This is a genomic window from Streptomyces sp. NPDC033216, assembly GCF_055577115.1.
Window position 1 is genome coordinate 92,492 of the sequence record NZ_JBVIQK010000006.1, and the last position, 21,288, is coordinate 113,779.

General features: G+C 71.8%; 11 protein-coding genes and 1 tRNA gene. 4 read left to right on the forward strand and 8 right to left on the reverse strand.

Features of this window, described 5'->3' with window-relative positions:
* Positions 1–52: 52 nt before the first annotated feature.
* Positions 53–1,735, forward strand: coding sequence for a bifunctional 3'-5' exonuclease/DNA polymerase (locus tag ACZ5Y0_RS14325; RefSeq protein WP_469128965.1), 1,683 nt, complete (start codon positions 53–55; stop codon positions 1,733–1,735).
* Here ACZ5Y0_RS14325 and ACZ5Y0_RS14330 read toward each other — a convergent pair whose 3' ends face one another.
* Positions 1,736–4,807: an AfsR/SARP family transcriptional regulator gene (locus tag ACZ5Y0_RS14330; RefSeq protein WP_469128966.1), complete on the reverse strand. Its 3,072-nt coding sequence runs from the start codon at positions 4,805–4,807 to the stop codon at positions 1,736–1,738.
* Positions 4,808–5,900: 1,093 nt separating this feature from the next.
* Here ACZ5Y0_RS14330 and ACZ5Y0_RS14335 point away from each other — a divergent pair.
* The 3 genes from ACZ5Y0_RS14335 to ACZ5Y0_RS14345 all read left to right on the forward strand — a co-directional run bounded on the left by ACZ5Y0_RS14335 (position 5,901) and on the right by ACZ5Y0_RS14345 (position 9,895).
* Positions 5,901–6,134, forward strand: a complete 234-nt coding sequence (locus ACZ5Y0_RS14335; RefSeq protein WP_469128967.1) for a hypothetical protein — start codon at positions 5,901–5,903, stop codon at positions 6,132–6,134.
* Between the two features lie 1,570 nt (positions 6,135–7,704).
* Positions 7,705–7,974, forward strand: coding sequence for a hypothetical protein (locus ACZ5Y0_RS14340; protein ID WP_469128968.1), 270 nt, complete (start codon positions 7,705–7,707; stop codon positions 7,972–7,974).
* A gap of 337 nt (positions 7,975–8,311) precedes the next feature.
* Entirely contained in the window at positions 8,312–9,895 is a 1,584-nt protein-coding gene (locus ACZ5Y0_RS14345) for a zinc metalloprotease (protein WP_469128969.1), read from the forward strand.
* Positions 9,896–9,965: 70 nt separating this feature from the next.
* Here ACZ5Y0_RS14345 and ACZ5Y0_RS14350 read toward each other — a convergent pair whose 3' ends face one another.
* The 7 genes from ACZ5Y0_RS14350 to ACZ5Y0_RS14380 form a co-directional block, all read right to left on the reverse strand.
* Complete coding sequence (locus ACZ5Y0_RS14350) at positions 9,966–10,214, reverse strand: hypothetical protein (RefSeq protein WP_469128970.1); 249 nt, start codon at positions 10,212–10,214, stop codon at positions 9,966–9,968.
* A gap of 632 nt (positions 10,215–10,846) precedes the next feature.
* A tRNA-Thr gene (locus ACZ5Y0_RS14355) sits at positions 10,847–10,920 on the reverse strand.
* Positions 10,921–11,038: 118 nt separating this feature from the next.
* Positions 11,039–12,610, reverse strand: a complete 1,572-nt coding sequence (locus ACZ5Y0_RS14360; protein ID WP_469128971.1) for an alpha/beta hydrolase — start codon at positions 12,608–12,610, stop codon at positions 11,039–11,041.
* Positions 12,611–12,727: 117 nt separating this feature from the next.
* Entirely contained in the window at positions 12,728–13,933 is a 1,206-nt protein-coding gene (locus ACZ5Y0_RS14365) for a DNA polymerase III subunit delta' (protein WP_469128972.1), read from the reverse strand.
* 129 nt (positions 13,934–14,062) lie between these two features.
* A complete protein-coding gene (gene tmk / locus ACZ5Y0_RS14370) occupies positions 14,063–17,314 on the reverse strand; it encodes a dTMP kinase (RefSeq protein ID WP_469128973.1) in 3,252 nt (1,083 codons plus the stop codon).
* Between the two features lie 123 nt (positions 17,315–17,437).
* On the reverse strand, positions 17,438–20,290 hold the full coding sequence (gene topA / locus ACZ5Y0_RS14375; protein WP_469128974.1) for a type I DNA topoisomerase: 2,853 nt from the start codon (positions 20,288–20,290) through the stop codon (positions 17,438–17,440).
* A gap of 279 nt (positions 20,291–20,569) precedes the next feature.
* Positions 20,570–20,767 (reverse strand): hypothetical protein, encoded by a 198-nt coding sequence (locus ACZ5Y0_RS14380; protein WP_469128975.1) that lies wholly within the window; start codon positions 20,765–20,767, stop codon positions 20,570–20,572.
* Positions 20,768–21,288 lie beyond the last annotated feature (521 nt).

Consider the following 21,288-nt stretch of genomic DNA (forward strand, 5'->3'; position numbering starts at 1 on the left):
CTCCTCCCGCACTGTCCGGGCCGTTGTCAGACCCTCCTGCGAGACTCGCCGCATGGCCGAACGCTGGGCACTCGCTCCGGCCGAGGGTGGTGGCGCGGAAGTGGCCGCCCTCGGTCCGGACGGGATGCCCGCGGGCCCCGTGGTCCGGGAACCGGACCTGGCGGCCGCGGTCCGCTCCCGGCCGGACGTCAGCCGGTGGGTCTGGCGGTCCACGGCGGAGGTGTATCCGCGTCTGCTCGCCGCGGGGGTGCGAGTCGAGCGGTGCTACGACGTCGAGGACGCCGAGACGCTCCTCCTCGGCCACGAGGGCCGGCACGGCGAGCCCCGTTCGGCCGCCGCCGCCCTGGCCCGGCTGCGGGGCGGTCCCGTCCCTCCCGACCCGCCGCTGCGCGCCGCCGAGCCCGGCGCGCAGTCCCCGCTGTTCGAGCCGCAGGCCACCGCCCTCCCGTTGGCCGACCTCGTCGCGGTCTACACTGAGCAGCAGCGGCGCCACGACCGGGCGGAGCACCCGGAGCGGATGCGGCTGCTGACGGCGGCCGAGTCGGCGGGGATGCTGGTGGCCGCCGAGATGAACCGCACGGGCCTGCCCTGGAGCGCCGACGTCCACCGCGAGGTGTTGCACGACCTGCTCGGCGAGCGGTACGCGGGCGGGGGTGAGCCCCGGCGCCTCGCGGAACTCGCGGACGAGGTCTCGGCGGCCTTCGGGCGCCGGGTGCGGCCGGACCTGCCCGCCGACGTGGTCAAGGCGTTCGGGCAGGCCGGCATCAGGGTCAGGTCCACCCGCCGCTGGGAGATCGAGTCCCTCGACCACCCGGCCGTGAAGCCGCTGATCGAGTACAAGAAGCTGTACCGCGTCTGGGTCGCGCACGGCTGGTCCTGGCTCCAGGACTGGGTGCGCGACGGCCGCTTCCGCCCCGAGTTCCTCGCGGGCGGCACCGTCACCGGCCGCTGGGTGACCAACGGCGGGGGCGCCCTCCAGATCCCCAAGGTGATCCGGCGGGCCGTGATCGCCGACCCCGGCTGGCGGCTCGTCGTCGCCGACGCCGACCAGATGGAGCCCCGCGTCCTTGCCGCGATCTCGCGCGATCCGGGGCTGATGGAGGTGGCCGGCCGGGAGAGCGACCTCTACCAGGCGGTCTCCGAGCGCGCGTTCTCCGGCGACCGTGCCCAGGCCAAGCTCGCGGTGCTCGGCGCCGTCTACGGCCAGACCTCCGGCGACGGACTGAAGAACCTCGCCGCGCTGCGCCGCCGCTTCCCGCGCGCGGTGGCGTACGTCGACGACGCCGCGCGGGCCGGCGAGGAAGGCCGGCTGGTGCGGACCTGGCTGGGGCGGACCTGCCCGCCCGCGGCCGGGGATGGCGCGGCGGAGGAGGCGGGCATCCCGTCCGCGGACGAGGACCCGCCCGAGGCCCGGCAGTGGGTGCCCGGCTACGCCTCCAGCGACGCCCGCGCCCGAGGCCGCTTCGCCCGCAACTTCGTCGTCCAGGGCAGCGCGGCCGACTGGACCCTGCTGCTGCTCGCCGCGCTGCGGCGGACGTGCGCGGACATGGCCGCCGAGCTGGTCTTCTTCCAGCACGACGAGGTGATCGTGCACTGTCCCGAGGAGGAGACCGAGACGGTCGTCGCCGCGATCCGGGAGGCGTCGGACCTGGCCGGACGGCTGACGTTCGGGCGGACGCCGGTGCGCTTCCCGTTCACCACGGCCGTCGTGCGGTGCTATGCCGACGCCAAGTGATCACCCCGCCCCGGCGAGCAGTTCCCTCAGCTGCCCCACAACGGCCTTCTCGTCCGTACCGTCCAGCGCGGCCAGCGCCCGCCGCCACTCCTCCCGCGCCCGCTCCCTGTCGCCCTGCTCGCGCAGCAGGAGTCCGTGTTGGTGGCGGGCGAGCGCGCCGGTGTAGCGGTCGGCGCGGGCGTCGGCGCCGCGCAGCAGCTCGGCGCACTCGCGGGCGGCGGACTCCGTGCGGCCCAGCAGACGCAGTGCGCGGACCAGGCCGAGCCGCGTCTGGGACTCGCCGTGCCAGTCGCCGTGGCCGCCGAGGATGCGCAGGCTTTCCTCGAAGTGCGGACGGGCGGCGGCCGGTTCGCCCAGGGTGAGGTGGGCGTAGCCGATGTTGCAGTGCGCCGAGTGCTGGACGAGGACGGCCCCGATCTCATCGCCGATGGCCAGCGAGAGCCGGTGCTGCTCGATGGCGGCGCGCGGGTCGGTGTGCTCGTACAGGTTGCCGAGGTGGCTGTGGGTGACGGCCTGGCCGTGCCGGTCGTCGAGCCGGCGCGAGTACTCCAGGCTCTGCCGCAGTGCGAGGCCGGACTCCTCGTAGCGGCCCAGGCCCTCCAGCAGCAGGCCTCGGTTGTTGAGGCAGCGCCTGATCCAGGAGCGCCGGTCGAGGCGCCGCCAGATCGTCAGGGCCCGGTCGGTGAGCGCGAGGGCGTCCTTCTGGCGGCCGGTGAGGAAGCGCAGGCCCGCGAGATCGCCCAGCGCGTAGGCCTCGGCGGCCGCGTCGCCGAGTGCGCGTGCCGTCCGCAGGGCGGTCCGTCCGAGGACCTCCATCTCGGCGACCCGACCGCTGCGGTGGAGGTAGGGGAAGATCAGGCGCAGCAGGGTGGAGACGAGGGGTGCCTCGTCGGCCCCGGTGCCGGACGCCTGGTCCCGGCCGCCGCGGGGTCGCTTGCCGGTGCCGTACGTGCCGCCCTCCACGAGCGCGACGATGTTCTCCAGCTCGCTGTCTCCCCAGGCGAAAGCCTCCTCGGGGCCTGTGAAGGGCGGCACGTCCCGCACATGGGCCGCGTGCCCGGGCGGCTGGGCGGCGGTGGGCAGGCGGCGGTCGTCCTGGTCGAGGCCCGGTTCGACGATGGCGGTCAGGGCGCGTTCGGCGACGGCGGCGTACCAGCACAGGGCGGCCGTCCTCGGCGTCGCGTCGTCGGCGCTGCCGTCGCGGCCCCCGCTCTCCGCCAGCTCGCGAGCGAAGTCCCGCACGAGATCGTGGGGGACGTAGCGGCCGTACGCCGTCTCCTCCAGCAGGGCCACGTCGACGAGGCGATCGAGGGCTGCCTCGGCGCGGCGCTCGTCGGTGGCGGTGAGACGGGCGAGCAGCGGCACGCCGTAGGCGGGCAGGTCGAGGGCGCCGACGTGGCGGAGTGCCAGGGCGGCACCGCGGTCGGCCTCGCGGTCCGAGGCGGCGAGCGCGTCGTGCGCGACGGCGAGGGAGCGACGCACACTGAGGTCGTCGTACTCCAGATGGTGCAGACGACCGCCGGTCTCGGCGAGTTGACCGGCCAGGACGTCCGGGGCGAGTGCCCGGCGCGCGGCGAGGCGGGCCGCGACGACGCGAAGGGCGAGCGGAAGGCGGCCGGTGAGGCCGACGAGGGGGTGCCCGGGACCGAGACCTTCGCGTCCCGACACGGCCCGCAGCAGGGCCGCGCTGTCCTCCTCGGAGAGGGGCGCGAGCGGGAAGCGGTGGGCGCCGTCGAGGGCGGTGAGTGGGGAGCGGCTGGTGACGATCACCGCACAGCCGGGTCCGGCCGGCAGCAGCGGGCGCACCTGCGCGGCGTGCGCGGCGTCGTCCAGCACCAGGAGGGTGCGGGTGGGCGCGAGGAGGGTGCGGAGCAACGCCGATGCGGCGTCCGGGTGTTCGGGGATGTGCCGGGGGTCGGTGCCGAGGTCGCGAAGGAGGGCGGCGAGGGCCTGGCCCGTGGTGAGGGGAGTCCTGCCGGGGGTGGCGCCGTGCAGGTTGAGGTAGAGCTGACCGTCGGGGAAACGTTCCTTCAGGGTGTGGGCGACAGAGAGGGCGAGGGCGCTCTTGCCCACGCCTGCCATGCCGCTGACGACGGCGAGGGCTCCCGCACCGGCCGGCGGATCCGTCGTGAGGGTGCGGCGGAGGGAGCGGAGGGTGACGCAACGGCCGGTGAAGTGGGCGGGCGGTGGGGGGAGCTGGGCGGGACGGGGAACGAGGGAGGGGACCGGGGGGGTTCCCCTGCCCCTTCCCTGGCCGCGCAGAATCTCCAGGTGGGCGTCGCGTACCGCCGGGCCCGGTTCGACGCCGAGTTCCTCCACGAGGCGGGTGCGCAGGTCACGGTGGACGGCGAGGGCCTCGGCCCGACGGCCCTCCCGGTGCAGGGCGAGCATCAGCTGACGGTGATAGGCCTCGCGCAGCGGATGTTCGGCGGCCAGCGCGGCCAGTTCCGGGATGAGGCGGTCGGACCCGGTGCCGGTGCCGGTGCCGGTTTCAGCGGAGGCGAGTTCGGCGTCGTAGCGCCATTCCAGGAGGAGCAGGCGCGCCTCCTTCAGGCGCTGGGTGTAGGCGTAGCCGCCCAGTTCGGCGGGGAGTCCGCTGAGCGGGGTGCCCCGCCACAGAGCGAGCGCCGCCGCGCATGCCTCGACCACGCGCTCCCAGTCGTGGGCGGCGTGCGCGCCTCGTGCGGTGGCGAGGTGACGCTCGAACACGTGGACGTCGAGTTCGCCGTGCCCGACCCGCAGCTGGTAACCGGGCGGCACCGTGCGCAGCCGCGCCGGATCGTCGAGCATGCGGCGCAGCCGCGTGACGTGGTTGTGCAGCGAGGCCTGCGCGGAGGCGGGCGGCGCGCCGCCCCACAGCACCTCCTTGAGCGACTCGACCGGGACGGTCCGGCCGGCGTCGAGCAGCAGGGCACCCAGCAGGGCCCGCACCTTCGGACTGGGGATGCTGCGGGGGAAGGGAGCGGCGAGGGCGGCAACAGGGGCGGGGGGAGAGTCCGGGGCATCGGTCGGGAGGGTGTCGTACAGAACTGGTGGGCCAAGCAGTCCGAACCGCAGCCCGTACTGCCGCATCACGCCGACCCTCGCCCTTCCGCGCGCCCGTCCAGGTCACGCCCCTTGGCGCACACCCCGCCCCGTTGGCGGATTCCCGCCCCCGAAGCGGCGGTGTTCCGCCACCCTGCCCCTGACGGTTCTCGCAGGAATCCGCTAGCGTTCCAGCCGCTTCCCGGATCCACCCGGCGCCTGCAAGCCCCGCGACCTGCGGCGATCGCGGCGACGACGTGAGAACCGTTGGCCATATGTTAGCGATTCGTTGGTACGGCCTGATGTGATCACAACATCGGATCTGGCCCGACGGTGCGCGCGTACGACGCGTTGCTCGGGGGAGTGTCGCCGCCGCGGCCGGATCCGGAGGCGCGTACGGGCCTCGGTCGGCGGAGGTGAACGACCGGGGCCCGCGCCTCGACCGCCCCACTCAGGGCTCTTGTTGCGGACCGCTTCAGATGCCGCGGGCCGCGTCCAGTTCGGCCACGGACTCCGGCGGGGCGTCGACCTCGGCCCATCTGTTCCCCGTGGTCGCCACGGCGACGGCGATCGTCACCACCATCACGGCCCTCATCCCGCACGGCTCGCGGCGACACCGCGCCCTGACCGGTGGACGCTCGTCGCTCCCTTCATCGCGGGACATCCGGCCGGGCCGTCCGACCCGGCTCCGACGTCGGGCACCCGGAACCCGCGGTACGGGTCACCGCCGGGCCGAAGACCGGGCCGCCCCGCGAAACGCGCGCCTCCTACCGCCCACCACCGCTGCGAGGCCCGAAGCCCTCGGCCGCCTGTCGGTAAGTGCGCCCCCGTCCCAGACTCCGGCGCGGCCACCACCCGCAGCCGCACCCCAGCCGACGCAGATCCACCGCGGCCCCTCTCACCAGGAACCAGACAACCGACTCTCCACTGGGCAGTTCCGGCTCGATTTTTCAGCAGCCGGCTACACCTAATCTCCTTTTCACACTACACACCAGTATCCTGAAATGACATATGGAGACTGAATGGATGAACCCTGCCGCCACGGCTACCGTGAATTGGTTGTCTTGGTTTGGCGGCTGCTATAAATGAAATCTCCAGGCGGGAGCAATCCGCCTGGCAGCGCACGATGAAAGGAAATCGAATGTCTGCCGTTAACTTTGAGGAGATCAACAACCTCGCGGGCGAGCTGCTGCCCGAGCGGGCCGTGCTGTCCGCCTTTGGTCTCGGTGGCGGCTACGGCGGCGGCGAGGGCGGCGGCGCCACCGTCGTGTCGACCTGCGCGACCCAGAGCACCTCTCCGGCGCTCGTCGCGGGCCTGCCGGTCGGCGTGCAGCAGATCACCCAGATCTGCACGCCGTCGACGGTGGCCCACTGAGGTAACACCTGGTGACAGACGTTCACCACGGGTCGGGGAAGGGCTGACGCTGGCGTCGGCGCTTCCCCGACCTTCGTATGGAGCCCAGCGAAGTGTGCATCTGCCGAGCGTTCCACATCGTTCCGATGGCGCGACCACTGTTGTCGTCACGGGTCTCCGCCCGGAACAACAGGACTCCGGTCCCGTCTCGCGCGCACGGCTGAGGTGAGGGCTCCGCTCCTGAATTCCAAAGGAGTGTGACCACGTGAGCCTGCCACGCTGCCCGCTCGGCGGGAAGGTGGAATTTCCAAGCGAGGATGTAGCTCGCAAATGGCTGGCGAAACAGCCACTACTCGAAAATACACCCCCCGCTGATCGTATCTACCTATGCCCCCACTGCCGAAACTGGCACGTCACGGGATCGCACCGCTGGACGAGTCGGGCCATTCTGGAGCGACGCAATTACGGACGGCGAGCGGTCAGTCCGAAGCGAAAGCAACAACGGTCCGGCTGAGTATGGGGCGGCCGTCCCCCACTTCGCCCCGGCACGCCTGGAGACAACCCTGAAGCTGGGCAGCGCAAGGAGAGTTCGACCCTGAGGCCGGGCAGCGCAAGGGAGTTCCGCCCGGCAACGGTCACCGGTCCCTCCCTCACCGGCGAGCGTCTCCCACAAGACCATTCTCCGGACACTGGCTGCCCGTGGCCCCCGGCGTACCCATGTCGCCCTGCGTCCAGTCGGCTTCGCGGCCCCCTCGACCGCCGGCCCTCCGCCGCCCCGATCCGACCTCCGCGTTCGTCCCGTGCAGAGCAGGACTTCGCCCCAGACAGACAGTGGTCCCACCACTGGGGGTACGACCGACCACGGCGGCGGCCCGATGCCGACGGGATACGTCAGTCAGGGTCGTGACAGCGGGAACCCCGGTGACCACGCGGCCGCTGGCGCGGGTCACGCCGGCCCGCGGCGACGGCTCGCACCTTGGCCGTGCCGATTCTCCAGGTGCGAGCCGTCGGCGAGCCGAAGGGCGACGGGGGGGCGCCGGTTGTTCCGCCGCTGCCTCCGGGCAGCCGGCGTCCATGCGGTGACCGCGCCGAAAAATTTGTAGCCGTAGAAAACCCTGTCCCCAGGTAACGGGTTCGCGACGTGCATGCAGGCACCGGACACCGCCGGTCCTCCCCTTCGACTGTGCGGTCTGACCGTGAGGCCGAACACCGCTCCGAGCACGGTTCGGATCTCGCTCTTCCGACTGCGGAACGGCAAGGCAACGGAAATTTTCGGAACAAGTTGTCCGGTCGCCCGCCCGTACCGAGACCGAGACCGAGCCCCCCTGACTCCGTCTCACCGGATGAAGAACGACCCCCCGGCCCTTGGAAGGCCGAGAGCGTCACCACCCGGTCGCAGGGAAGGCCTCATCCGCAATTGATTCATCTGACGAATACCCCATTCGGTCCACCCCCGAATGGATGATGCGAATAGCCGCAGAGCTGAATGAGTGAAGTTAGCCGCCGAATTGATAGCCGCGCTTTACTGCTGGTACAACTACAAATGACCAAGCGAGGCAGTCAGCTGCAGCGCACGATGAAAGGAAACCAAATGTCTGCCGTTAACTTTGAGGAGCTCAACAAGCTCGCTGGCGAGCTCCTGCCCGAGCGCGCCGTGCTCTCCGCGTTCGGCGGAGGTTACGACGGCGGTTACGGCGGCGGTCACGACGGCGGTTACGACGGCGGCAACGGCGGCAACGGCGGCGCCACCGTCGTGTCGACCTGCGCGACCCAGAGCACCTCCCCGGCGCTCGTCCTGGGCCTGCCGGTTGGCACGCAGCAGATCACCCAGATCTGCACCCCGTCGACGGTGACCCACTGAGGTAACACCCTGGTGACAGAAGGTCACCACAGGTCGGGGAAGGGCTGACGATCTCGTCGGCGCTTCCCCGACTTTCGTGCGGGGCTCGATGAGGCGCGTTTCCGATACGACGGTCAACGGGCTTTGCGACCCGGCCCGCTCAAGAAATATGCCGTTCCCCGATTCGGCCGGACCTTGTGTGTAACCAGGAGAACCCACACTCGTTCGTCCGAATGAAGGCTCTGTGCCCTCGCACCGGCCGCATCACTCCCCTCACCTCCTGGAGAGCGCCATCAGCCCGCGAGCGTTGTCAGTCGTGACAGAAGATCCCCCTCCACCCGCCCTGGCGGTCCCCACTTTGACCGAAGGGTCGGAACTGGTCGGCGAGTTCGAAGGCTCCGGGTACCGCGTGCAGCCCCACCTGGTGCGCCGCTTCGACGGGCAGGTAGTGCGCCTGCCCGAATTGCTGTACCTGCTGGCCAAACTCGTTCACCTCCAGCAGCAGACGGCCTCGGGCCCGCGGGACGCCCAGCAGTACCTCTCCCGCCTGGCGGACGCGTTGAGCCTCGAAACCGGCCGCGAATTCGAGCCGGAGCACGTTGTCTTCCTCATCGACAACAAACTGGCGCCGCTGGGAGTCACCACCTACAGCGACGGCTCACCCCCGGAAATCCCGAAGGCCAACCCCTTTCTGTCGCTGCGGTTCCGGGTAGCCGTTTTCTCCGAGGCATCCTCCTGGCGCATCAGCGGCTTCTTCATGTGGCTGTACCAGCCCTTCGTGATGCTCCTGGCCCTCAGCGTCTTCGTGTTCTGCGAGTCCCTGCTGTTCAGCGGCAGTCGCATGGCCAGCGCCATGCAACAGGCCCTCGTCACCCCCACCAGCATCCTGCTGGTCGTCCTCCTGGCCCTGGTCTCCTCGGCCTTCCACGAGATCGGTCACGCCTCGGCGTGCCGCTACAGCGGGGCACGTCCCGGTGCCATGGGGTGCGGCATCTACTTGGTGTGGCCCGCCTTCTACACCGACGTCACCGACTCGTACCGGCTGGGACGAACAGGCCGTCTGCGGGTCGACCTCGGGGGCGTCTACTTCAACGCGTTGTTCGTCATCGGTCTCGCCCTGACGTACCTCGCGACCGGATGGCACGTCCTGCTGGTGGCCATCTTGGCCATCAACCTGGAAATCGTGCAGCAGCTCATCCCGTCACTCCGGTTCGACGGGTACTACATCATTTCCGACCTGGTCGGCATCCCCGACCTGTTCAAGTACATCAAGCCGATCCTGAAACGGGCTCTCCTGCGACAGCCGGCCGACGAGCTGCTTCAGGCTCTCAAGCGCTGGCCCCAGATCGTCGTCACCGCGTGGGTGCTGGTGGTCATCCCCGCCCTGGCCGTCCAGCTGAGCATCCTGCTCGTCCGACTCCCCGAACTCGTCGAGACGGGTTGGGGCACGGCCAAGACGTTGGTCGGAAGTGCCACCGCATCGGGCAATCCGGTGGTGGGAATCCTCTCCGCCACCGTCCAGATCCTGTTGCTGCTCCTCCCGTTGGCCGGAGCCGTCCTGATCCTCGTACAACTGGCTCGGGCGTTCGTCCGCTTCCTCCACCAGCGTCTGGTCGCCCTCGGCGACCACAAGCAGGGCCGCCGCACGCCCTACCGCATGTGGGGCGGCTCAGCGCTGCTCATTTTCTCGCTCGCCGGTCTGGGAACCGACTCCAGCCCACCGGCGGGCGCATGTCGCAAGTGCGCCGCCGCCTCGCGCCACAGCCGGATCCGGTTCGCCGTCTGCGACCCGCTCTGTCCCGCCGCCGGTATCAGGCCGGCCTTCCACCGGCGCACCTGCTTCCCTGCCTACGACGATGGCCCGGCTCTCCTGAGCACTCTGTTCAACTACGTGACAGGCGACGTTTCGGCGCGGGGTGACGCCCGCACTCCGGAGAAGTAGACCCATCCGGGCATGTCCGCAGACCTGAGCGGACATGCCCGGAACTGGTGTCGGGGGGCGGGGCGCCCGGTCAGCCGACCGTGTGCGCTGTCGGCTCCGGGTCGTTCGTGCTGAACCTGCCCGGCGCCGGCTTCCGCCGATTCGGGCTGGCCGCGGCACGCTTCGCCGACAGCGCGATCATCGCCACGTAGATCACGTACGTCGTCGAGTTCGGCGCCCCGGGTACGTCGCTGATCCAACCGCCGGGCTCGACGGCCGGAGTCCGCGCGGTAGCGAGGATGACGAGCACGGCCTGGTGGATCTGCTCGCTGAGAGGCATGCCGTCCGATCAGGGGAGCCATCTGCCTCGCTGCGCGAGCCGGGCCCCGACCTCATGTGCCACGCACGTCGGGCTGCCGGCGGCCATGGAGCCGAGCCCCTCGTCCGGAGCGGCGACCGCCTCATGCGCTGGAAGGAGATCGCAGCCGGGCCTTCGCCGGACATGACCTGGCCCGCAGGTCCGGAACCCTGGCTGCGGACGCTCCGCGTCGCGCTCCTGCCACCGTCGGCCCGCATGCCCCTCCGCCGCCCGCGAGCGCTCCTGTCACGGCCGGAGGAAAGCCCAGCACCCACGCTGCCGGCGCGAGCAGGAAATCCTGACACCGGTCGGATCCCTCTCCGAGCCGCCCCCTCGGCGCACGACTTCAGGAGCACAGGAGCCGGCCGAAGTCCTTGGAGGCGGCGGTGCCCGGCGACGACTTGCAGGAATGGAACAACAGCCGGGGCCGTCCGCACGCGTCCGCGTTCCCGGTCACTGCCGCTGCCGCTGCCGCTGCACGCCGTTTGCCCGGTCGGTCACCGATCGTCGACCGGAGGGCGCATGGCGAGGCCTCACGGCTGACGCGCCGACAGGGGCGAGGACAGGAATGGAAAAAGGCCCAGGTCACGGCGAGTGAGTCCTGGGCCTTTTAGAGCCGCCTTCGGGATTCGAACCCGAGACCTACGCATTACGAGTGCGTTGCTCTGGCCATCTGAGCTAAGGCGGCGCGCTGTGCGCACCTATGGTGCGATCAGCAACGTCGGTAAGTCTACACAGTTTCCGGGAGTGCTCCGAACCACCCCGGGAGGCGGCCGCTCCTGGGTGGTCGCCCAGAAGTCGCACGGCTATGAGCAGCGCTTTCCGTCTGCCGGAGGGGTGCCGCGGACGAGGTATTCGTTGATCGCGGAGTCGATGCAGGCGCTGCCGCGGCCGTAGGCGGTGTGGCCGTCGCCGCGGTAGGTGAGCAGGCGGCCCGAGGAGAGCTGGCCCGCCAGGGCACGGGCCCAGCGGTAGGGGGTCGCGGGGTCGCGGGTGGTGCCGACGACGACGATCGGGGGCGCGCCCTTGGCCTCGATGCGGTGCGGCTCGCCGGTGGGCGCGACCGGCCAGTACGCGCAGTTCAGGGAGACCCAGGCGAGGCCCTCGCCGAAGACGGGGGACGCCTTCTCGAAGGCGGGCAGCGCCTTGCGCACCTCGTCGGGGCCGTCGAAGGCGGCCGGCAGGTCGAGGCAGTTCACGGCCGCGTTGGCGAACATCAGGTTGGAGTAGCTGCCCTCGGCGTCCCGCTCGTAGTAGCGGTCGGAGAGGACGAGGAGTCCGGCGCCGTCGTTCTCGCGCTTCGCCGAGTTCAAGGCCTCGCGCAGCTGTTCCCAGGCGTTCTGGTCGTACATCGCGGCGATCACGCCGGCAGTGGCGAGGGATTCGGTGAGCCGGCGGCCGTCCGCGTCGCCGGTGGGCAGGGGACGGGCGTCGAGCCGGTCGAAGAACGCCTTGAGGTTCTGGCCGGCCTGCCCCGCCTTGGTGCCGAGCGGGCAGTCGGGCTGCCGCACGCAGTCCTCGGCGAACGACGTGAACGCCGTCTCGAAGCCCGCCGCCTGCTCCAGGTTCATCCGGCGGGAGGGCAGCGACGGGTCCATCGCCCCGTCCAGCACGAGCCGCCCCACCCGCTCCGGGAACAGCCCGGCGTACGTCGCCCCGAGGAACGACCCGTACGACGCCCCCACGTACGTCAGTTTCCGGTCCCCGAGGGCGGCGCGCAGGATATCCATGTCGCGGGCCGCCTCGACGGTGGAGACGTGCCGCAGCAGCTTGGGCGACTGTGCGCCGCAGCCTTCCGCGAACTCCTTGTAGGAGTCGACGAGTTTCTCGGTCTCCCGTTGGTCGTCGGGGGTGACGTCGGTCTGTGTGTGCGCGTCCATCTCGCGTCCGTCGAGGCACTCCACGGGCTCGCTGCGGGCCACGCCGCGCGGGTCGACGGCGGCCATGTCGTAGCGGGCGCGGACCTCAGCCGGGTAGCCGATGCCGGCGTACTGCTGGAGGTAGCCGACCGCCGAGCCGCCCGGTCCGCCCGGGTTCACCAGCAGCGAGCCGATCCGCCGACCCGGTCCGGTCGCCTTCTTCCGGGCGACGGCGAGCCGGACGTCGCCCGCGCCCGGCCTGGCGTAGTCGAGCGGAGCCTTCATCGTGGCGCACTGAAAGCCGGGGACGCCGCACTCCCGCCACCTCAGCTTCTGCCCGTAGTACGGCGCGAGCGCGGACGGCGTGGCCTCCGGCAGCGCGGCCAGGGCCGCGCGGGCGGCGACCGGGCTGGCGGAACTCGTCGAACTCCCGGAGGAGCACGCCGAGACGAGCAGGGCGGCGAAGGAAAGGAGCGTGACGCCGGTACGGAACCTGTGGGGGAAGCGCCTGGTGTGCATCCAGCGAGCGTAACCGTGCGCCACCAATGGAATGCGGAGCGTACGCCAACTGCCACGGACGAGTGACCCCGTCAATCCGCTCCGTCCCGGCCGCTCCCTCTCCGCTCGGAAAAGCCCTCAGCCCGCTCTCAGCGCCATCGCCATCGCCTCCACCGCCAGCAGCGGAGTCACGTTGCGGTCGAGGGCCTCCCTGCACGCGGCGATCGCCTCGATACGGCGCAGGGTGGACTCGGGGGTGCTCGCGCGGGCAAGCCGCTCCAGGGCGTCCTCGGCGTCCACGTTGGCGAGGGCGATGCGGGTGCCGAGCTGAAGGGCGAGGACATCGCGGTAAAAAGCGGTGAGGTCGGTGAGCGCGACGTCGAGGCTGTCGCGCTGTGTCCTCGTACGCCGACGCTTCTGCATGTCCTCCAGGTCCTTCATCACGCCCGCCGTGCCGCGCGGCATCCGGCCGCCCTGCACCGCGCCCATCGCCGCCTTCAGCTCGTCGGTCTCCTTGCCGTCCCGCTCCTCGGCAAGCTGCTTGGCGTCCTCGGCGGCGGCGTCGACGAGTTCCTGGGCCGCCTTGAGGCAGCCGCCGACGTCCTGGACGCGCAAGGGCAGCTTCAGCACGGCGGCGCGGCGCTCACGGGCCGCCGGGTCGGTGGCGAGGCGGCGGGCCCGGTCGACGTGTCCCTGGGTGGCCCGGGCGGCGGACGCGGCGACGGCCGGCTCGACGCCCTCGCGCCGTACGAGCATGTCGGCGACCGCGTCCACCGAGGGGGTGCGCAGGTTCAGGTGCCGACAGCGGGAGCGGATCGTCGGCAGGACGTCCTCGATGGAGGGCGCGCACAGGAGCCAGACCGTGCGCGGGGCCGGTTCCTCGACGGCCTTGAGGACGGCGTTGGCCGATTTCTCGTTCAGCCGCTCGGCGTCCTCGACGAGGATGATCTGCCAGCGTCCGGTCGCCGGCGAGGTGTACGACTTGCGGACCGTGTCGCGCATGTCCTTGACGAGGATCTCCGCACCCACGGCGGCGACCGTCGAGACGTCGGCGTGCGTGCCGACGAGGGCCGTGTGGCAGCCGTCGCAGAACCCGCAACCGGGGATCCCGCCGAGCGCCCTGTCCGGGCTCACGCACTGGAGCGCGGCGGCGAAGGCCCTGGCCGTCTGGATGCGGCCCGCGCCGGGCGGCCCCGTGAACAGCCAGGCGTGCGTCATGCTCGACGTCTCCGGCGGCGCGGTGCCGGCCGTGGTCGCGGTGACGAGGGCGTCGGCGTCCCGCGCAGCGGCGGCGAGCTGCTCGCTCACCTTCTCCTGCCCGACGAGGTCGTCCCACACGGTCATGGGTCACGCCGCCCTTCCGTCACGTTCACGTCCCGCATCGCCGGGCGCTCCGCTCTGCGGATCACCCGGCGCCCTGCCGGTTCCATTGTGCGGGCAGCCACTGACAGGCCGGTCCGGCGGTCATGGGCGTCAGCGCCGCCGGCCCCGCCCGCGCCCCTCGTCGAGGTCGTCGTCCCGGTGCGGACCCAGCAGCTCGTCCGCCAGCGACGGCAGGTCGTCCAGCGGCGTCTCCTCGGCCCAGTCCGAGCGCGGCCGCTGACGGGGCGCGCCCGCCTCGTCGACCTGCGGCAGCTCCCGCGTACGGTCCTCCGTACCGTCCGGACCCGACGCGCGCTCGTCGCGGAAGTACCCCGGCGGCACCCGGTCGCCCGGACGGTCCCCGGACACGGGAGGCAGTACGGCCGTCTCGTCCACGGGGCTCGCCCCCCGCACGGGAGGCAGTACGGCCGTCTCGTCCACGGGGCTCGCCCCCCGCACGGGAGGCAGTACGGCCGTCTCGTCCGCGGCCCCGGCGGGCGTCGGCGGCTGCGGCAGTTCGGCCGTCACCTCGGCGTCCGAGCCCCGCGCCGGGGACTGCCCGGCGCCCGGCGCCGCGGCATCCGCCGCGTTCTCGCCGGAGTCCTTGTCCATCCGTACCGGAGGCAGTACGGCCGTGTCCTCGACCGGCCCGCCCGACGCGTTCGTCGGCGTCACCACCGGAGTGGGCACGGTCACCGCGTCGGGAGCGGCGGCCGGCGCCGCGCGCGGGGGGGCCGGCCGGAGCCGGGCCTCGGCGGCGGCCGCCGCCTGCTCCGCCGCGCGCCGCGCCTCCTCGGCGCGCAGCAGCGCCTCCTCGGCCTTGCGCTGCTTCTCCAGGCGCCTCGCCTCGGCCTCCGCGCGCAGCCGGGCCTCTTCCTCGGCCTGCTCGCGGCGTCGCTCCTCCTCCGCCTTGCGGCGGGCCTCCTCCTCGGCGCGGGCCTTCTCCTCGGCGAGGAGCCGCACCCGCTCCTCCTCCGCACGCCGACGGGCCTCCTCGGCGCGCTGCCGGGCCTCCTCCGCCTGCCGTTCGGCCTCGCGCCGCTGCGCCTCCTCCAGCTCGCGCCGCTTGCGCTCCTCCTCCTCGGCGCGCAGCCTGGCGAGCTGCTCCTGGCGCTCCCGCTCCAGGCGCTCCTCCTCGGCCTTGCGGGCGGCCTCCTCCTCGGCCTTGCGGCGGGCCTCCTCCTCGGCCTTCCTCCGCGCCTCCTCCTGTGCCTTGATCTCGGCCTCGGACAGCGGCAGCATCCGGTCCAGCCGGTGACGCACGACGGTGGTCACGGCCTCCGGTTCCTGACCGGCGTCGACGACGAGGTAGCGGCCGGGGTCAGCGGCGGCCAGCGTGAGGAACCCGGAACGCACCCGCGTGTGGAACTCGGCCGGCTCCGACTCCAGGCGGTCCGGCGCCTCCGTGAAGCGCTCGCGGGCGGTCTCCGGGGAGACGTCCAGAAGGATCGTCAGATGCGGCACGAGCCCGTTCGTGGCCCAGCGCGAGATCCTCGCGATCTCGGTCGGGGAGAGGTCCCGACCGGCGCCCTGGTAGGCCACCGACGAGTCGATGTACCGGTCGGTGATGACGACCGCGCCGCGCTCCAGGGCGGGCCGGACGACGGTGTCGACGTGCTCCGCGCGGTCCGCGGCGTACAGCAGTGCCTCCGCGCGGTGCGACAGCCCGGCGCTGGAGACGTCGAGCAGGATCGACCGCAGTCGCTTGCCCACGGGCGTGGCCCCCGGCTCGCGGGTGAGGACGACCTCGTGGCCCTTGGCCCTGATCCACTCGGCGAGCGCTTCCGCCTGCGTGGACTTACCGGCGCCGTCACCGCCCTCGAGGGCGATGAAGAAGCCGTTCGACATCGGCGCCTGCTCCGGGTCGTCGCCGCCGAGCAGCGCGTCCCGCAGGTCGTTGCGCAGGGGAACACCGGAACGGTCGTCGACCTTGGCCAGCACCAGCGCGGCCACCGGCAGCAGCAGCGCGCCGACCAGCATCAGCGTGAACGCCGCTCCGCCGTGGGCGAAGACGAACTTGCCGCTCTCCAGCCGGTGCGGCCCGATGAGCGCCGCCACCAGCGGGGCGATCAGGGCGCCGAGCGCCACCAGGACCCGCACGACCGCGTGCAGGTGTTCCGTCACGCGCGGGCGGCGCTGGTCCTCGGTCTCCTGGTCGAGCAGCGCGTGCCCGGTGTTGGCGGCGACGCCCGCCCCGACACCGGCCAGGGTCGTGATCAGCAGCACGGTGGTGACGTCCGGAATCAGCCCGGCCGCCAGCAGGGCCACGCCGGTGAAGGCGATCGCCAGCGCGAGCAGCCGGCGCCGCGACAGCGTCACCAGCACCTTCGGTGCCGTACGGACGCCGACGGCGACTCCGCCGGTCAGGGCGAGCACCAGCAGGCCGTAGGTCACCGGACCGCCACCGAGGTCCTTGGCGTGCAGCACCGCCACGGCGACGGCTGCGGCGATCGCCCCGGCCACCGCCGCGCAGGCGAGGACCAGCACCGGGATGGCACCGGTGCGGCCCGCGTCGACACCGGTGGCCGTCCGCGGGCGGCGCAGCCCCTCGAGCGGGGACCGCGGGCGCGGGGTGCGGGTGCCGGGCAGTTCGAGGAAGACCACGACGGACAGCGAGCCGGCGAACAGTCCGCCCGCGACGTACGAGGCGAGGGCCGCCTGGTGCTGACCGAACCAGTCGATGCCGGCGCCCAGAAGGTTGTTGAACAGGGCCGCGGCGACCAGCGTGGCCGCCGCCAGCGGGATCGCGAGGAAGTTCGTACGCAGGGAAAGTCGGCGCAGGGCGTCCATGTGGTCGGGCAGCGGCCGTACCGTCGCGCCCTCCAGGGGCGGGGCGGGCAGCAGTGCGGGGGCGGCGCTCTCGCGGGCGACCGTCCAGAACCGCTCGGCGACGCCGGTCACGAAGACGGTGACCAGCAGCAGCGCCAGGGCGTCGTCGGGCGTCCAGTCGATCCACAGGGGCGCGACGATCAGCAGGGCGGCCCGCAGGCCGTCCGCGCCGACCATGGTCCAGCGGCGGTCCAGCGGGCCGTCCGGCGAGGTCAGAGAGGTCAACGGGCCGAGGAGGACGGCACCGAAGAGCACGGTGGCGAGCACCCGGACCGCGAAGACGATCGCGACCGCGAACGCCACGCCCCGGTACCCGCCTCCGAACGAGCCCTCGGCGATGGCCGCCTGGAGGGCGAGGAGGACGAGGACCAGGAGGGCGAGGGCGTCACCGACGCCGCTCACCAACTGCGCGGTCCACAACCGCCTGAGCTGCGGCTCACGCAACAGGGCGCGTACGGCGCGCTCGCGGGAGTCCACCACCAGGGCGTCGTCCGGGGCCGGGTGGTGGGCCGTTGGCTGCTCGGCTCGCGTCATGCTTTCAGCCTATCGGCAGCGACTGACAGCCCGGAGGCCCCGTCCACTCGTACGTCCGCCCCGACACCAAAGTGATGCCGGGGCGTGCGTTTTGCGAACCGGTATCGGGGAATCCCGGCCGGCTCAGTCGTCCGAAGTCGTCCTCGCGGCCGCCTTGGAAGCCGTTGCCTTCTTCGTCGCGGTCTTGGTCGCTGTCTTCTTCGCGGCCGTGGTCGTCTTGGCGGCGGTCTTCTTGGCCGCCGTCTTCTTGGCCGGCGCGGCCTTCTTCGCCGTCGCCTTCTTGGCGGCTGCCTTCTTCACCGTCTTCTTGGCGGGCGACTTCGCCCGCTTCTCGGCGAGCAGTTCGTAGCCACGCTCCGGGGTGATGTCCTCGACGCTGTCGTCGGAGCGCAGCGTCGCGTTCGTCTCCCCGTCGGTGACGTACGGCCCGAAGCGGCCGTCCTTGACCACGACCGGCTTCTGGCTGACCGGGTCCTCGCCCAGCTCCTTCAGCGGCGGCTTCGCGGCGGCCCGGCCGCGCTGCTTGGGCTGGGAGTAGATCTCCAGCGCCTCTTCGAGCGTGATGGTGAAGAGCTGGTCCTCGGTCTGGAGCGACCGCGAGTCCGTGCCCTTCTTCAGATACGGGCCGTAGCGGCCGTTCTGGGCGGTGATCTCCACACCTTCGGCGTCCTCGCCGACGACGCGGGGCAGCGACATCAGCTTGAGGGCGTCCTCCAGCGTGACCGTGTCCAGCGACATCGACTTGAACAGGGAGGCGGTACGCGGCTTGACGGCGTTCTTGCCGGTCTTCGGGGTGCCCTCGGGGAGCACCTCGGTGACATAGGGCCCGTAGCGGCCGGCCCGGGCGATGATCTGGCGGCCCGTCGACGGGTCGGCGCCCAGCTCGAAGTCACCGCTCGGCTTGGCGAGGAGTTCCTCCGCGTGCTCGACGCTCAGCTCGTCGGGGGCGAGGTCCTCGGGGACGTCCGCCCGCTGGTGGTTCTCGGAGTCCTTCTCGCCGCGCTCGATGTAGGGGCCGTAGCGGCCCACCCGCAACACGATGCCGTTGCCCACGGGGAACGACGACACCTCGCGCGCGTCGATCGCGCCCAGGTCGGTCACCAGCTCCTTGAGACCACCGAGGTGGTCCCCGTCGCCGTTGCCCGCCTCGGCGGCTCCGCCGATGGCGGCGCCCGCGGCGCCCTCACCGAAGTAGAACCGCTTCAGCCACGGCACGGCCTGCGCCTCGCCGCGGGCGATGCGGTCGAGGTCGTCCTCCATCCTGGCGGTGAAGTCGTAGTCGACGAGCCGCCCGAAATGCTTCTCCAGGAGGTTGACCACGGCGAAGGAGAGGAACGACGGGACGAGCGCCGTGCCCTTCTTGAAGACGTAACCGCGGTCGAGGATCGTGCCGATGATCGACGCGTACGTCGACGGGCGGCCGATCTCGCGCTCTTCCAGCTCCTTGACCAGCGAGGCCTCGGTGTAGCGGGCCGGAGGCTTGGTGGCGTGCCCGTCGACCGTGATCTCCTCGGCACTGAGCGCGTCGCCCTCGGCGACCTGGGGAAGACGGCGCTCGCGGTCGTCCAGCTCGGCGTTCGGGTCGTCGGCGCCTTCCACGTATGCCTTCAGGAAGCCGTGGAAGGTGATCGTCTTGCCGGAGGCGCTGAACTCGACGTCCCGGCCGTCGGCGGCGGCGCCACCGATCTTCACCGTGACGCTGTTGCCGGTCGCGTCCTTCATCTGGGAGGCGACGGTCCGCTTCCAGATCAGCTCGTACAGCTTGAACTGGTCGCCGGTCAGACCGGTCTCGGCGGGCGTGCGGAAACGATCACCCGAAGGACGGATCGCCTCGTGCGCCTCCTGCGCGTTCTTGACCTTCCCGGCGTACGTGCGCGGCTGCGCGGGCAGGTAGTCGGCGCCGTACAGCTGCGTGACCTGGGCACGGGCGGCGTTGATCGCCGTGTCCGAGAGGGTCGTGGAGTCGGTACGCATATAGGTGATGAAGCCGTTCTCGTACAGCTTCTGAGCCACCTGCATGGTCGCCTTCGCACCGAAGCCGAGCTTTCGCGAGGCCTCCTGCTGGAGCGTGGTCGTACGGAACGGGGCGTACGGCGAGCGGCGGTACGGCTTGGACTCGACGGACCGCACCGAGAACCGGGTGTCCGCCAGGGCGGCGGCCAGCGCGCGGGCGTCGGCCTCGTCGAGGTGGAGGGTGTTCGCGCTCTTGATCTGTCCCAGCGAGTCGAAGTCGCGGCCCTGCGCGACCCGCCTGCCGTCGACGGACTGGAGACGGGCGACCAGCGACGACGGGTCCGACGGGTCTCCCGCGCGGCCGGTCGCGAAGGTGCCCGTCAGGTCCCAGTACTCAGCGGAACGGAAGGCGATGCGCTCGCGTTCCCGCTCCACGACGAGTCGTGTGGCGACCGACTGGACGCGGCCCGCCGACAGGCGCGGCATGACCTTCTTCCACAGGACCGGCGAGACCTCGTAGCCGTAGAGACGGTCGAGGATGCGGCGGGTCTCCTGGGCGTCGACCAGCTTCTGGTTCAGCTCGCGCGGGTTGGCGACGGCGGCCTGGATCGCCGCCTTGGTGATCTCGTGGAAGACCATCCGCTTGACGGGGACCTTGGGCTTCAGCACCTCCTGGAGATGCCAGGCGATCGCCTCGCCCTCGCGGTCCTCATCGGTGGCGAGAAAGAGCTCGTCGGAGTCTTTCAACAGGTCTTTGAGCTTCTTGACCTGGGCCTTCTTGTCGGCATTGACCACGTAGATGGGCTGGAAGTCGTGATCGACGTCCACACCGAGGCGGCGGACCTCGCCGGTGTACTTCTCCGGCACCTCCGCGGCACCGTTGGGGAGGTCGCGGATGTGCCCGACGCTCGCCTCGACAACGTATCCGGGGCCGAGATAGCCCTTGATCGTCTTCGCCTTGGCAGGCGACTCGACGATGACGAGTCGGCGGCCGCCCTTCGCGGTCTCGCTGGTCGGGGACAACTTCGCTCTTCTCTCCGGTCGACGCTGGGGGCCTCCCCAGGCCTTGCTCCCGGGGTCGGGTCATGGTGACGCTGCGGAGTGTGACGGTACATCCCGCCCCCGTGTCAAACGGGAAAAGCCCGCAACGGCCACTCGAACGGTAACCCGACTACCGCCATTCCTGCCGCCCCGGCAGTCCACCGGCTCCTTTTCGCCTCACCGGAGCGACGCCTCTGCCTTGTCCGACCCGATGCCTTGCGCGGATCCCGCAAGGGCCGGGGCAAGATCCCCCGAAGCGGGTCAGAGACGGGTGAGGCACCATCCGCCGGCGGCCAGCGCGGTGACCGCGACGAGGGTCGCGACGGTCGACGAGGCGACAGGGCGCACACCCTGGGCGACCGGATGCCGCTGCCGGACCCGCACCCCGGTCCACACCAGCAGACCGCCCCCGAACAGCGTGAACACCATTCCCGCGAAGATCGCCGGTCCGCTCTCCATGATCGCCCGCGCCCCTTTCCTCCCACCCGCGCCTGTCCTGTCGCCCGGAGACTGACACGCACGGGCGGCGCCCGGACCAACCCGAGGTGAACGCCTGGTCCACGGGCGGGGGCGGCGGGTCACCGGCGCGGGTCCGGCGGCCGGGAGCGACCCTCGGGCGCGGTTCGCGGATGCCGGGGGCAAATGCGACCGGCCTCACACTCGCCCGACGCGCGGCCCTCGTCGCCGTCCGGGCGGCCGGGTGACGAGCGGCCGGCGGTGGCGACGGGCGGTTGGTGGCGGGCGACGGCGGCTGGTGGCGGGCAGCCGGTGACGAGCGGCCGGCGACGGCCCGCCTGGAACGCGTGCGTGCCCGCGTCACGCTGCACCGCGGGCCCCCCGCAGCGAGTCGGACTCCCTGCGAGATTCGATGTCGCGGATCTCGGTCGCTCCAGGGACGCCGCTCTCCCGAGTCGTTCTTCTCTCACGGCCTTTTCGCACTCCGTGAGGGCGGTTCGGCCGCCGCGCGGTGCGAAGGGCCG

Excerpts from the sequence above, each read along its gene's own strand:
- ACZ5Y0_RS14350 (WP_469128970.1), bottom strand. The coding sequence starts at position 10,214 with ATGCCTCTCAGCGAGCAGATCCACCAGGCCGTGCTCGTCATCCTCGCT.
- ACZ5Y0_RS14335 (WP_469128967.1), top strand. The coding sequence starts at position 5,901 with ATGTCTGCCGTTAACTTTGAGGAGATCAACAACCTCGCGGGCGAGCTG.
- ACZ5Y0_RS14360 (WP_469128971.1), bottom strand. The coding sequence starts at position 12,610 with ATGCACACCAGGCGCTTCCCCCACAGGTTCCGTACCGGCGTCACGCTC.
- ACZ5Y0_RS14340 (WP_469128968.1), top strand. The coding sequence starts at position 7,705 with ATGTCTGCCGTTAACTTTGAGGAGCTCAACAAGCTCGCTGGCGAGCTC.
- ACZ5Y0_RS14365 (WP_469128972.1), bottom strand. The coding sequence starts at position 13,933 with ATGACCGTGTGGGACGACCTCGTCGGGCAGGAGAAGGTGAGCGAGCAG.
- tmk (WP_469128973.1), bottom strand. The coding sequence starts at position 17,314 with ATGACGCGAGCCGAGCAGCCAACGGCCCACCACCCGGCCCCGGACGAC.
- ACZ5Y0_RS14325 (WP_469128965.1), top strand. The coding sequence starts at position 53 with ATGGCCGAACGCTGGGCACTCGCTCCGGCCGAGGGTGGTGGCGCGGAA.
- ACZ5Y0_RS14380 (WP_469128975.1), bottom strand. The coding sequence starts at position 20,767 with ATGGAGAGCGGACCGGCGATCTTCGCGGGAATGGTGTTCACGCTGTTC.
- ACZ5Y0_RS14330 (WP_469128966.1), bottom strand. The coding sequence starts at position 4,807 with ATGCGGCAGTACGGGCTGCGGTTCGGACTGCTTGGCCCACCAGTTCTG.